This is a genomic window from Psychrobacter cibarius, from assembly GCF_016107535.1.
GTDB classification, from domain to species: Bacteria; Pseudomonadota; Gammaproteobacteria; order Pseudomonadales; family Moraxellaceae; genus Psychrobacter; species Psychrobacter cibarius.
This window is the reverse complement of record NZ_JABASQ010000001.1, coordinates 369081-382381: the sequence shown is the minus strand read 5'-3', so window position 1 is coordinate 382381 and position 13301 is coordinate 369081. Positions and strand designations below refer to the sequence as shown.

Genomic DNA, 13301 nt, shown 5'->3' with positions numbered 1-13301 from the left:
AATAAAGCCTATTTATGTTGGCGCATAATAAGTTATGTTCATGCATGATGATTCATCCGCTGATAGTAAGTTGCGCGGATTATTTAAGACTTTTAGCAAAATAATTTTAAGGGTTTTCGGGGCAGGACTGGCGCTATTATTTGAATTTTAGTTGCTAGTTGCGTCATATATGGCATCTGATTATTTGACATCTGATTATGTAACGCACATCAGGACTGACGTATGAGATTTTTGGATTCGAATCATATTCTTATCGTTGTGGTTAGGTATTTGGTTAATAACAGCGCTTTGGCTAATGTGGTGCATATGGCGTTATGATTGCCACCACTTGATAAAACGTCGCTAATCAATCATAGACGACGTTTAAATTGATATTTAAATGAAGAATGGTCTTTTCAATGTTTAATATCTGACTTTTAATGTCTCATGCTTAATGGTTGTGACCAATATGATTATTACCCTCTGTTTGTTGTTCTGAGATATCGCAGACCAGCGCATCGCTATGTGCCTCAGTCTGCGGATGTGATGCGCTTTCTACCTGAATGGTCGCATGATGGATACCAAGCGTAAGCAAGCTTTGTTCTAAACTGGCAATCAATATGCTTGATTCATGAATACTCATCTCGCCATCGACAACGACGTGACAGGATAAGGCATTTAGACCACTGGTAATACTCCAAACATGCAAATCATGGACTTCTTGTACTTGTGGATGGGTAAGCAGTTTTTTTTCGACATCCACTAAGGATATGCCTTCTGGCGTGCCTTCCATCAAAATATGTACGGAATCACGCACGACGCGATAACCACTAAATAATATCAGTATCGCGACAATCACCGAGGCTGCTGCATCCGCCCAAACCCAGCCGAAGCTCATCATCAAAAGCGCGGCAATGATAGCGGCAACCGAACCCATTAAGTCACTCAATACATGCAGGTAAGCGCTTTGCATATTAAGATTGACTGGTTTTTTACCCGCATTTTTTCCTTGAGTGTCTTCAAGACTGTCTTTATGACTACCAGCATGACTGTGACCATGTGCATCTTCGCCGCGACTGCCTCGATGCATCAGCCAAGCGACCAGAATATTGACCAACATACCGATAGTAGCAACGATAAGCATGCCTTGGGTAGCAATTTCAGGCGGTGTATTGAAGCGCTTAATCGCCTCATAAAAAATCATTAGCGCAATAATGACCAGCGTCGCACCATTGACTGTTGCGACTAAAATCTCAAAGCGTTTATAACCAAACGTCTTTTGATGAGTGGCTGCTTTTTCTCCAATTTTAAATGCCATTAACGTCGCGCCAAGTGCGATTGCATCACTGAGCATGTGACCTGCATCAGATAATAGCGCCAAACTGCCAGTCAGCCAGCCACCGATGGCTTCAATAAACATATAGCCTGTGATAATGATAAAGCTGAACAGCAAGGTGCGCTGATAGCCCTTGGTATCTCGCGGGGCTGTTGTTTGCTCTAAGTGTTCATCGTGATCGTGAGTGGCTTGATTGTTATGAGTGTAGTTGCTCTCATCATCTTTATGCAGATGGTTAGCCACATTAACAGTATCATTCTGATGAGAATGGTTGCCTTGTTCAGCGTTTGATTTATTTTGACTCATAACAACACTCAGAATGACAGAAGAGGAAATTTGATTGCTTATAAGGCTGGGCTTGCTGTACGCGGACTAGCCAGATATAAAGAATTTAGCATATTTAATAAATGCTTGCTGTATCTAGGCAGTAAACCATTGGTTACTATTTCGAATAGCGTTCTTTATGGTGTGTCCTCAATTCAATCAACTATCCTCTAAATGGGCACAAGTCCTAGTAGCGGACAGCGATAAAGTGATAATCCGAATTGAAGAGTGATGGTTAGGCGTTGGCGGCTACCAACCAACAGGGTCGATATCCAAAGTGAGTTTAAGGTACTTGGCACTTGGCAGAGCAAGTACGGGCTGCCACCAGTGCTGTAATACCCGATGTAGTTGCTGTCTGTCTTTGCCTAACAGCAGCAATTGCACATGGTAGCGACTGTTCTTTTTACTCATTGGTGCATCGATAGGTCCTAGTACGGCGAGATTATGTCCATTTGGCAGAATGGCAATGGTATCTTTAAGGGCTTGGGTAGTGGCAGCAAGGGTTTTACCCTCACAGCGTATCAAGGCAGCATAACTATGCGGCGGCAAGCCCATCATTTTACGCTCTTGCAATAGCTCGCGAGCAAAAGACAAATAACCGTCTTTGACCAGTTTTAATAGTAATTCATTATCTGGTTGCAGCGTTTGAATGAGTACACGACCAGATTTATCACCACGACCGGCACGCCCTGCGACTTGAATCATGAGCTGCGCGGTATGTTCCGGCGAGCGAAAGTCGGCGGATAAAAAACCACGATCGGCGTTTGGCAAGCAGACAAGCGTAACATTGGGGAAATGATGACCTTTGGCGACCATCTGCGTGCCAACCAAGATGGCAGGATTGCCTTGATTGATACGCTGATAGATATTCTCCCAGCTGTCTTTACGTCTGGTGGTATCGCGATCAATTTGGATAATGGGATACAACTGTTTGCTGGTTTGCGGATTGGCAAAAATTGCATGCAGGTTTTCGCTGAGCCTTGTCGTGCCCATCCCTTTGGCATCCAAATTTTGACTGCCACAATCAGGGCAAACTGTTGGAATATAGGCTTGCCAATCACAGTGATGGCATTTTAAATAGGAGCTACTATAAGCGTTGTGTTGGGACTGGCTATTGTAATGAACGGTTAAATGGGCGTCGCAGCGCGGGCAATCAGCCTGCCAGCCGCAAGCTTCGCAGAGCAAAACTGGCGCATAGCCGCGGCGGTTTAAAAATATCAATACTTGATCACCCGCTTCTAGTGTTTGCCGTATTGCCCCAATAAGCGCATCGGTCAGCCCAGTATCATAACGCGCGCCGTCGTCCGTTGTTTGTTGATGAGTACTTTGCAGGCGCGCATCAATCAGCTGCATGGTCGCAAGCTTCGCATTACTGGGTCGAGTTTGCAGTTGGCGCTCCACCAGCTTACCGTCATCGACCAGTTTTAGATGCTCAAGAGATGGCGTGGCCGTACCCAATACGACAGGAATATTGGCTTGTAGTCCACGATACAGCGCGACGTCAGCGGCATGATAGCGCAAGGTATCTTGCTGCTTATAAGAACCATCATGCGCTTCATCAACGACAATTAAGCCCAAATCTACAAAGGGATAGAGCACTGCTGAGCGCGTGCCAATAATGATTTGAGCGTGACCGGTACGGCAATCTTGCCAACCTTGTAAGCGATGGGTGTTATTCATACCTGAATGTAGCAAGACGATATGCGCAGCGAAGCGACTGGCGAAACGCGCGCGCGTTTGTGGTGTCAATCCAATCTCTGGTACCAAAATCAACACCTGCTTGCCAGCTTCCAATACGGCTTGCATCGCTTGCAGATAGACTTCTGTCTTGCCACTACCAGTGATGCCATTTAATAAAAATCCCGTGTAGCGATTGGCTTCATGAGCCGCAATAATGGCGGTAACGGCGAGTTGTTGCTCGTCATTGAGATCAAGGGGCATTTTTGCTAATTTAACAGGCGCAGGTGATTGTTTGGGCTGAATATAGCGCTCGATTAAACCTTTGTCTTCGAGCGCCTTTAAAAAAATCCTCTCCATGCCCTCTAGCAATAAAACATCTTCACTCGCGCCGCGCTCGCCATGCAGCTTAAGCATATCAAATTGTTGTTTTTGTTTTTTGGCGTTGGCACGAAAGTCATCGTCGCTTACCTGCGGCAAAATTCGCCAATGGGTAATCAGTAAATCCAGCGGCTTACCTTGACGAACGAGCGTTGGCAGCATGACTGCTAAAACGTCACCAAGCGGGTAGTGATAATAACGCGCCAGCCAATGTGCCAGCTTTAGCATACTGGTCTCTAAAATAGGCTCAGCATCTAAGCATTTATTGATAGGTTTTAGCTTATTAAGTGGCACGCTGCTATTTGCTTCTGGAATATGAGCGACGACGATACCGATTAAAGTTTGACGACCAAAGGATACTTCGACACGGCAGCCAATATGGGGTAAAGGAGGGCTTGATAAGGTGTTTATATCTGCTGGTACGCTATAGTCAAATACCCGATAAAGGGGCACGGGTAGAGCAACTTGTACCAACATAGAATGCGTTCCCAGTTTTCAGGTAAATGTTTTTTGGATAAACAGTTTTTAGGTAAATGGACTTTAGATAACCAGCTTTTAGATAACTAGATCGTAATATTGATAAGAATAATAGCAGTAAGCCCAAATAGTGATATTTGGGCTTACTCTGGCATGCGTTTTTAGCAGTTGCTTTTTTGACGTAACGACTTGAGAATTAAGTATGTCTATGTATTAAGCCTTACCATTTACATGATGATATGGCTTAAGTTACTTAATATATAAAATTGACTCAATCTCGACCACACCGCCTTTAGGTAACGCCGCTACTTGGACGGCTGCACGGGCAGGATATGGCTCGCTCAAATTGGCAACGAACACGTCGTTTAGTGCCGCAAAATCATTTAAATCCGTTAATGACACGTTAAATTTAACCACGTCATTTAAGCTGCCACCAGCCGCTTCACAGATGGCTTTGATGTTTTCGAACACTTGCTCAGCCTGTGCTTTAAAACCTTCTTTTAATTCCATGGTATCAGGGTCAAAACCCAATTGTCCTGAAATATAGACGGTGTTACCGACTTTGACGGCTTGTGAATAAGTACCAACGGCAGCAGGGGCTTTATCAGTTTGAATGGTTTGACGAGTCATATTATATATCCTTTTTATCTTTTTCTGGTTTGGTAGGTAAGGGCGCATTATTCATCATTTACATTTCATTTTTCACCGTGCAAATGATGACACGCTCTACGTTTATTTGCTAAAAATCAAAAAACACAGTTTATCATTATTTCAGGTCTTTCTAAAATTTTCTAAATCCATTATTCAGTGTTCTATTGAGTGAGTGTTGGTGGCGATGTATCACGCGCACTACACCTTGTTACCACCACTACAGCTGATACAGCCTGATGATGTTTGGGAAACCTAGCAAGGAGCGTAGCTCGCGAATGCCTTGAGCTAGATGATTGCGACTGCGAACGATGATATGGATGATGGTGTCACTACTGCGCACGTCTACTTTTTCTACCCCGATATTTAATTGGCGTAAATGATAGATTACTTCAGTAATCTGTTCGTCGCTGAGGGCTATAGATAGTTTTAAATAGGCTGGAAAGCGAATCTTTCCGGTATTTTTTATGTCATGCTCGCCAGCGTCACCTTGTTTTACGGCCTTGTCATTACGCCAGCGCAGTTGTATAACCTGATAAGGATTGTCTTTACGAATATCGTCAAGTGAAAAGCACTTGTGTCGATGAACAACCAGACCGTGACGGGACAAGTGACCGACGATAGGATCACCATAAATAGGATGACAACAATTGGCAAAATCAAGCTCAACCCCAGACGCATTGACTATCAGCTGCTGTGGTTGGGTCATATCATCGCTGTGTTCTTGTGCTTGTAAATCATTGACTTCATCGCTAAACAAGCGAGTTACCACCAGCTGTGGTAATAACGTACCAGAGCTTATTTGCTCAAATAGTTCGGATTTTTCGGTCAAGCCACGCCATTCAGTGAGGTTTTTCCAATCACTATCGGTTAAGTCATCGAGACTTTTTTGATAGGTTTTTAGCGCCCGATCTAAAGCTTGTTGACCATGGTGTTGCTTATCAGCAGGAGACAAATCTTTAAACCAACGCAAAATCTCTTCACGTGCTTTATTGGTCACGACAAATCCTAGCCATTCTGCTTTTGGTTCTGAGTGGCTATTGACTTCTATTTCAACCAGCTGCCCATTCTTAACGACTGTGCCAAGTTTGGCTTTTTTGCCATCGATATTGGCGCCAACGGCTACATTGCCGACCATCGGTCCGACAGCGTAAGCAAAGTCTAGCGCGGTTGCGCCTTGTGGTAGCTCATAAGCGCGACCCTTTGGACTATAACAGATGATTTTACTGGAGTGTAGGTAATCCATCAGCTCATTAATGGTAGAGACTGCCGCTGAAAAGTCTGGGCTATTTTCATCTAAGCTGTCTTCATCGACCAAGTCTTTCATATTGCGTAATGAGGCTTGGATAACCGATTGGCTAACGTCTGAGGCATGCTCTGCGCCGATGACACCAAGCCGCGCTGCGCTTTGCATTTGCTTGGTCAAAATCGTCACTTTGACGACATCGTTATCGCGCTCATAGATAAGCGTGAGTGATTGATTGCCACCCGGTAGCGGACGACGAATATTATCAGCGATATGAGAGTCATCAATCTGGTATTTTTTAATTAAGTAATAGGCCAATTTGTCACAGGCTTCGACATTATCGAGGACAATCTCAAAGGCATAATGACGGAGCAGAGCGTTGATTTCACCGCGATTGCGGAAAAACTGACGGTAGATGACCACGCGATTGTCTAAAACTTTGACCAGACCATTCAACCCCAAATTATTGAGGACAATACTCAAATAGCGATGTATGGCCTCTCTTTGAAAGTTACGCCCAAGCCCGTGCTGTAGTAGCTTGTCAGAAAGTTTGTTGTACATGTCAGAATCAAGGTTACGGTAACAGAGCACCTCAATATAATCGGCAATATCATTAAGCCCCATCAGCCGTGCAAACGGTACATAAAAATCCAACGTTTCTTGTGCTGTGGTGCGTTGTTTTTCTGGGCGTACTGCATCTAGTGTCGACATATTATGTAAGCGGTCAGCAAGCTTAATAATCAATACGCGTGGGTCAGCAAGGGTGGCTGTCAAAATTTTATGAAAGGTGGCTGCTTTGTTTTGCTGTTTATTGTGTGAGGATGATTTTAGCTTAGTCACACCGTCGACCAGTCTCGCCACTATTTTGCCATAGCGCTGCTCAATCTGCTCATCGCTCACCTCGGTGTCTTCGACTGTATCATGCAAAATCGCTGCAATAATCGTATCTCGATCCAAACGAAAACCTGCCAGTATCTCGGCCACCGCAATCGGGTGGGTGATATAAGGCTCTCCTGATTTACGCTTATCTTTGATGTGCGCAAGATCACCGAACTCACAGGCATCAATAATATCACGGCGTTCAGCAGCAGTGAGGTAACCTACTGAGCGCAGTAAATTGTATTGAGCCTCATCGACTAAATGATGGCTGAGTTTGGGTAAGGTTTGACTCATAAAGTAACGATCCTATTTTCCATTACCTGTTTGCCTGACTGTCTATCTATCGGGTAAATGGTGACTGAATGAATGCTGGAATACTATCAATATAAAAAATTTCGAGAAAAAAGATAAAAATAGGTAGACCATCCTCTAATTAATCGTAAATCGCATTCAATGTCAACTGCTAAGCGAACAGGTGCTATAAAAATTTAGAAATTCTAACTCAATGGTAGGTTTTCAGGTATAAATGGTGACTAAAACAGTCAAAGCAATATCACAGCAATTAGCCATTACAACCAAAAAACCACAGCCTATGCTGTGGTCTCTCGTCAATATGTCATCACTGTGTGGATTTGTCTTATAAGGCAGTGATTAGCTTTATAGGCTTCATACGACAAATCTTCAATGCTGTATCTTAATAATACGGTATCTTAATAATACAGTGTCTTAAAAACCATGATCGCCTGACAGTGCCAAATCTAATGAACTGGTGGCAAAGTTGTGCTCTGGCTGATTTAGGATATCGCGAGTGATTTTACCAGCAGCGATTTCACGTAATGCCAATACCGTAGGCTTGTCATTATCCACATCAACCAATGGTTCAGCGATACCTTTAGCCAATTGACGTGCACGTTTGCTTGCCACTAAAATCAGTTCAAAGCGATTATCAACATTATCCAAACAATCTTCAATCGTCACTCGTGCCATATGTAGCTACCTCGGTTGTTTTTATTAGTCACGGAGCTTGCCCGCCACTCAATAAAAATAATATCAAAATATAAAGGGGGATAGCGAGACATTATAGCATTTTTTGCCCAGCCGCGTAGTTGCTTTTTGCGTGTCTATTAACGTATCTATTAATAAGCGCTCATCGACTGAGTTGACAGTAGTATTTCGCTCTTGCTTTACTCTTCTACTTTATTACTAAGTAAATTGCTGATGGTGCGATGATACCGCTGCTGTTGACGCTTAAGCGTCTGCCTGTCCGCCACGATAATGGCTTTTAGCTCAGTCAAAGCGACCTCAAAATTGTCATTAATAATCACAAAATCAAAATGGACATATTGCGCCATCTCAGTCACTGCGCCGGCTAGGCGTTGCTCTATTACCTCCATAGTATCTTGCCCACGCGTCGATAAGCGCTGACGTAAAGTGGCAATGCTTGGCGGTAAAATGAAAATCATAATGGCGTCAGTAAAGATTTTTTTGACTTGTAGTGCGCCCTGCCAATCAATCTCTAAAATAACATCGACGCCTGCTTCTAATTGCGTCCGCACGCTTTGCTCCGAGGTGCCATAGTAATTACCAAAGACCTCAGCATGTTCTAAAAACTTGTTTTCACCGATGGCAGTTACAAATTTTTCGACATCGGTAAAATGATAATGGTGACCATCAATCTCGCCGGGACGCGGCGTGCGCGTGGTGTGTGATACGCTGACGGTTAAGTCATTAGTCGTGGCAAGTAGCTGCTTTACCAGTGAGGTTTTGCCCGTACCTGAGGCAGCGGTAATAATAAATAATGAACCTGTCATACAATTTGTCCTAATGGAGTGTGTGCTAGTCAAATCTGTGCGAGTAAAAGAGCCAAAGCTGTTTTAGTAAACAATTCAAAACTGGTAAAAAGAAAAATCGCCATCATGTATGGCGATAGACATTGTCATCGATGCACTATTATAAACTGCTTTTGTGGCTTTTATTTTAATTAAAGCCGCCTTTGACCAGTCGTTATCATCGAAGCGATCTAAAGATGGCATAGGGCAACTTATTATAAATCACATTTTTAGTGCATTAAGTGCAGTTAACGCTGCCACTATGGATAAATACTTTGAACGTATGAATATGTGTGTGCTTCTAGTTAAAACAGCCTCTAGTACCGTGCTATTTTCAAAGGCAATAAAAGTAAATTATGCTAAAGTAGCGTAATGAATTCATCCCAATTTTTGAGTTAAAGCTTTTGACAGTAATGTCGTGTATTTAAGCTTTAATAATAAATTATCTAATGATAGGCCCTCTTATGCAAATTTATCTTGCCAATCCACGTGGATTTTGTGCTGGTGTGGATCGCGCGATTGCGATTGTGAACGAAGCATTGACACGTTTTGAACCGCCCATTTATGTTCGTCACGAGGTGGTACATAATAAATTTGTCGTCTCTGATTTGGCCAATCGCGGTGCGGTCTTTGTGGAAGAACTTCATGAAGTGCCAGATGGCTCTATCGTTATTTTTTCTGCTCATGGCGTATCAAAAGCTGTCGAAGATGAGGCTGAGCGCCGCGATTTGACCGTATTTGATGCCACTTGTCCGCTGGTCACTAAGGTACATATCGAAGTCGCTAAATTTGCGCAAGAGGGTATGGATGCGGTATTGATTGGGCATGCTGGACATCCTGAAGTGGAAGGCACGATGGGGCGCTTTAACCGTCGCCACGGCGGTCACATTCATTTGGTTGAAAACGAAGCCGATGTGGCAGCATTGAGCGTACAAAATGCCGAGCGTTTGGCATTTGTTACCCAAACGACCTTATCTATGGATGACACAGCGCGCGTCATCGATGCACTGCGTGAAAAATTCCCTAGTATCCAAGGTCCGCGTAAAGACGATATCTGTTATGCCACGCAAAACCGCCAAGATGCGGTAAAAGACTTAGCCAGTCGCTGTGAGGTGGTCTTGGTGGTCGGCTCGCCCAATTCATCAAACTCTAATCGTCTGCGTGAGCTGGCTGAGCGGATGAATTGCCGTGCGTATTTAATCGATAATGCCAGTGAGATGGATAAAAGCTGGTTGGATGGTGTGCAGAGTATCGGCGTCACCGCTGGCGCATCAGCACCCGAAGTATTGATTCAAGAAGTGCTACAGCAGCTGCAAGATTGGGGTGGCGATTTACCGAGTGAGCTATCAGGCATCGAAGAAAATGTCACTTTCAGTCTCCCTAAAGCCTTGCGTATCCCAGTTACCCAAGTGGGTAAATAGATAAGGCTTTGTACAAGACATCTAATAGGTAACGTATAGTAGGGAACGCAAAATGAAAAAGCAAAAAAAAGGATTTGTATTGGCAGAAGCCACTCTCGGTGAGGTTAACAAACAATTGAAAGTGAATTTGTTTGTCATCGTGGTGGTGGGATTCGTGTTAGGTAGTAATATTCTGCATTTTATGCGAGAAAAGAGTGTTTTTTATGGTGTATTAATTGCCGCGATGGTCGTTGCATTATTTTTTGTCATTAAGAGTCGACAGGTTCTTAAACTAAAACAACAAGAGCTTATCAAATAAATCATAGGACAGTCATGTCAGCTTATTATAACTTTATCAAACGCGAACAGCGAGAAGACGGCGTCAACGTCGCACATTATCAGCCAACCAAACATGCCCAAGGGGCTTGGAATGAGCATGAACAGCATATGGCACCAGCGACAGGATTGCTCACGGCTGAGCTCAACGGTTATGCGCCGCAAGAAAACATGCGTATCGCTCGTATCAGTCTAGATATTTTAGGATTGATTCCACTGGATGACTTTACCATTACCACGCGTTGTATTCGTCCGGGCAAGACCATTGAGCTGATTGAATCAGTCATGAGCAGTCGCGGTCGTGATGCGATTATTGCGCGGGCATGGCGTCTAATGACCCAAGATACCAGCGAGATTGCAGGCATTGAAGACCAAAAAGCGGCACATAAGCCCGAAGAGTTGCCCATTTGGGAAGACATGAAAGGCTGGCCGGGCGGGTTTATTGAAAGTGTGCGTTTGGTCGCTGATGATACACAGCGTCGCCCAGGACGCGGTATGGTCTGGATTACTAATGATGTGGAAATGATCGAGGGCAAGCCGACTGATGACTTGGTGCATCTATTGGGCATGGTCGATACGGCCAATGGCGTTGTGCCTCGGCTTGGGCTTGGCTTGTCAGAATTAGAATGGATGTTTCCCAATACGGATTTGCAAATTCATATGCACCGCGCGCCGCAAGGTCGCTGGCTTGGCATCGAAGCGGTGCAGCAGTATGGCAATGATGGCATTGGTTTAACGAGCGCTGTGTTGCATGACGTTCATGGCCCTTTTGGTCGTAGTGAGCAAATTTTGACCATTCGTCCGATGCCGCGTTAATTGCTCGGTGGTATTTAATTAAGCTCTATTTAATATGGTCGATTCGCTTTAAAAAAGTAATAGCAAGACTGATAGAGAGTGCTTGCACTGTTAATATTTATCGATGTTAATAACAACCATCCTAAGGAGTAAAGTATTTGGATGAGTAAAAACAAGTTAAGTGGTTCTGAAAAACAAAACGAAAGCATGTAATTAATTAATTATACAAATCAATGGTAATGGGTTGTAATAGTATCTAACCACAGAACATGACTGTCATTAGACATTACTATGAAAAAAACAAACCATTTTTCGAACAAGCTGACAACTATTCTGGAACTATTAATAGAAGCGTATTCAGAATAGGTTTTGTACTTTAATCCATTTACTATTCACAGGAGTATGACTATGAGCAACGATATGAGCGATAAAAAATGTCCTTATGCACCGACCCAATTGACCATGGGCAATGGTGCACCAGTGGCAGACAATCAAAACAGCATGACCGCCGGCAAACGCGGTCCATTATTGGCGCAAGATGTTTGGCTCAATGAAAAGTTAGGGAATTTCGTCCGTGAAGTGATTCCAGAGCGTCGTATGCATGCCAAAGGTTCTGGTGCGTTCGGTACCTTTACCGTCACTCACGACATCACTAAATATACTCGCGCTGATATCTTTAACGAAGTGGGTAAACAGACTGAAATGTTTGCGCGCTTTAGTACCGTCGCAGGAGAGCGCGGCGCCGCTGATGCCGAGCGTGATATTCGCGGCTTTGCGCTAAAGTTTTATACTGAAGAAGGTAACTGGGACATGGTGGGTAATAATACGCCTGTGTTCTTCTTACGTGATCCGCGCAAATTCCCAGACTTGAATAAAGCGGTCAAACGTGACCCACGCACCAATATGCGTTCGGCGACCAACAACTGGGACTTTTGGACTTTATTACCTGAAGCCTTACATCAAGTTACTATCGTTATGAGTGATCGCGGTCTGCCAGCATCGTATAGAAATATGCATGGTTTTGGCTCGCACACGTATAGTTTTTGGAATGAAGCTAAAGAACGTTTTTGGGTCAAATTCCATTTCCGCACGCAACAAGGTATTAAGAACTTAACCGATGCAGAAGCAGCAGAGGTGGTTGGTTCAGATCGCGAAAGTCATCAAAAAGATTTATATGATGCCATCGAAAATGGTGATTTTCCAAAGTGGAAAATGTATGTGCAAATCATGCCGGAAGCTGAGGCGGATACTGTTCCTTATCATCCGTTTGACTTGACCAAAGTATGGCCAAAAGGGGATTATCCGCTGATTGAAGTGGGTGAGTTTGAGTTAAATAAAAACTCTGACAACTACTTTGTCGATGTGGAACAAGCCGCATTTGCCCCAAGTAATTTAGTACCGGGTATCAGCGTTTCACCAGATAAAATGCTACAAAACCGCTTGGTTAACTATGCTGATGCTCAGCGTTATCGTGTCGGTGTCAATCATCAGCAAATTCCGGTAAATAAGCCGCGTTGCCCTGTGATGAGCAATCATCGTGATGGTCAAGGCCGTGTCGATGATAACTATGGCAGTCGCCCGCATTATGAGCCAAACAGCTTTAGCCAGTGGCAAGAGCAGCCTGATTATGCTGAGCCACCATTAAAAATTGACGGCTATGCGGCGCATTATGACTTCCGTGAAGACGATAGCGATTATTTTAGCCAACCTCGCGCATTGTTTAATTTGATGAGTGCTGAGCAACAACAAGTGCTATTTGAAAACACAGCGAATAATATGGCTGGTGTGCCGGACTTTATTCAGTATCGCCACATTCGCAACTGTAACTGGTGTGATGCTGCTTATGGCGCAGGCGTTGCCAAAGCACTAGGCTTAACGGTTGAAGATGCGATGAATGCTCGTGAGTCAGATCCAGCGCTGCATTTGCCTAGCTGCTTATAGTTGATAGGTCTATCTAAAAACGTATTACTAAATCTATTTGCTGAATATACTTG

At 43.9% G+C, this 13301-nt stretch carries 10 protein-coding genes; 4 read left to right on the top strand and 6 right to left on the bottom strand.

What is annotated here, in order from left to right; translation table 11 throughout:
• Window positions 1-430: 430 nt before the first annotated feature.
• From JFC08_RS01690 to gmk, 6 genes are all read right to left on the bottom strand, one after another.
• Entirely contained in the window at window positions 431-1621 is a 1191-nt protein-coding gene (locus JFC08_RS01690; RefSeq protein ID WP_198329462.1) for a cation diffusion facilitator family transporter, read from the bottom strand.
• 267 nt (window positions 1622-1888) lie between these two features.
• Window positions 1889-4174 carry a primosomal protein N' gene (locus JFC08_RS01685; RefSeq protein WP_198329461.1) on the bottom strand — a complete coding sequence of 762 codons (2286 nt, stop codon included), beginning with the start codon at window positions 4172-4174 and terminating at the stop codon, window positions 1889-1891.
• A 249-nt stretch (window positions 4175-4423) separates the two neighbouring features.
• The gene (locus JFC08_RS01680) at window positions 4424-4804 is read right to left on the bottom strand and encodes a RidA family protein (protein WP_198329460.1); all 381 of its coding nucleotides are present in this window, start codon (window positions 4802-4804) and stop codon (window positions 4424-4426) included.
• Window positions 4805-5042: 238 nt separating this feature from the next.
• Complete coding sequence (locus JFC08_RS01675; RefSeq protein WP_198329459.1) at window positions 5043-7241, bottom strand: RelA/SpoT family protein; 2199 nt, start codon at window positions 7239-7241, stop codon at window positions 5043-5045.
• Window positions 7242-7673: 432 nt separating this feature from the next.
• A complete protein-coding gene (gene rpoZ / locus JFC08_RS01670) occupies window positions 7674-7934 on the bottom strand; it encodes a DNA-directed RNA polymerase subunit omega (RefSeq protein ID WP_045444217.1) in 261 nt (86 codons plus the stop codon).
• A gap of 197 nt (window positions 7935-8131) precedes the next feature.
• The gene (gene gmk / locus JFC08_RS01665) at window positions 8132-8758 is read right to left on the bottom strand and encodes a guanylate kinase (RefSeq protein WP_055124697.1); all 627 of its coding nucleotides are present in this window, start codon (window positions 8756-8758) and stop codon (window positions 8132-8134) included.
• 482 nt (window positions 8759-9240) lie between these two features.
• On the opposite strand from gmk, the gene ispH reads away from it, so the two are divergent.
• The 4 genes from ispH (at window position 9241) to JFC08_RS01645 (ending at window position 13248) form a co-directional block, all read left to right on the top strand.
• Window positions 9241-10197 (top strand): 4-hydroxy-3-methylbut-2-enyl diphosphate reductase, encoded by a 957-nt coding sequence (ispH, locus tag JFC08_RS01660; RefSeq protein ID WP_045444223.1) that lies wholly within the window; start codon window positions 9241-9243, stop codon window positions 10195-10197.
• 52 nt (window positions 10198-10249) lie between these two features.
• The gene (locus JFC08_RS01655) at window positions 10250-10495 is read left to right on the top strand and encodes a hypothetical protein (RefSeq protein ID WP_045454149.1); all 246 of its coding nucleotides are present in this window, start codon (window positions 10250-10252) and stop codon (window positions 10493-10495) included.
• A 14-nt stretch (window positions 10496-10509) separates the two neighbouring features.
• On the top strand, window positions 10510-11328 hold the full coding sequence (locus JFC08_RS01650; RefSeq protein WP_198329458.1) for a thioesterase family protein: 819 nt from the start codon (window positions 10510-10512) through the stop codon (window positions 11326-11328).
• A 387-nt stretch (window positions 11329-11715) separates the two neighbouring features.
• Complete coding sequence (locus JFC08_RS01645) at window positions 11716-13248, top strand: catalase (RefSeq protein WP_276509888.1); 1533 nt, start codon at window positions 11716-11718, stop codon at window positions 13246-13248.
• Window positions 13249-13301: the final 53 nt, after the last annotated feature.

What these genes read in the sequence shown, in the direction of transcription:
- JFC08_RS01690 (WP_198329462.1), bottom strand. Translation starts at nt 1,621, where the DNA reads ATGAGTCAAAATAAATCAAACGCTGAACAAGGCAACCATTCTCATCAG.
- JFC08_RS01685 (WP_198329461.1), bottom strand. Translation starts at nt 4,174, where the DNA reads ATGTTGGTACAAGTTGCTCTACCCGTGCCCCTTTATCGGGTATTTGAC.
- JFC08_RS01680 (WP_198329460.1), bottom strand. Translation starts at nt 4,804, where the DNA reads ATGACTCGTCAAACCATTCAAACTGATAAAGCCCCTGCTGCCGTTGGT.
- JFC08_RS01675 (WP_198329459.1), bottom strand. Translation starts at nt 7,241, where the DNA reads ATGAGTCAAACCTTACCCAAACTCAGCCATCATTTAGTCGATGAGGCT.
- rpoZ (WP_045444217.1), bottom strand. Translation starts at nt 7,934, where the DNA reads ATGGCACGAGTGACGATTGAAGATTGTTTGGATAATGTTGATAATCGC.
- gmk (WP_055124697.1), bottom strand. Translation starts at nt 8,758, where the DNA reads ATGACAGGTTCATTATTTATTATTACCGCTGCCTCAGGTACGGGCAAA.
- ispH (WP_045444223.1), top strand. Translation starts at nt 9,241, where the DNA reads ATGCAAATTTATCTTGCCAATCCACGTGGATTTTGTGCTGGTGTGGAT.
- JFC08_RS01655 (WP_045454149.1), top strand. Translation starts at nt 10,250, where the DNA reads ATGAAAAAGCAAAAAAAAGGATTTGTATTGGCAGAAGCCACTCTCGGT.
- JFC08_RS01650 (WP_198329458.1), top strand. Translation starts at nt 10,510, where the DNA reads ATGTCAGCTTATTATAACTTTATCAAACGCGAACAGCGAGAAGACGGC.
- JFC08_RS01645 (WP_276509888.1), top strand. Translation starts at nt 11,716, where the DNA reads ATGAGCAACGATATGAGCGATAAAAAATGTCCTTATGCACCGACCCAA.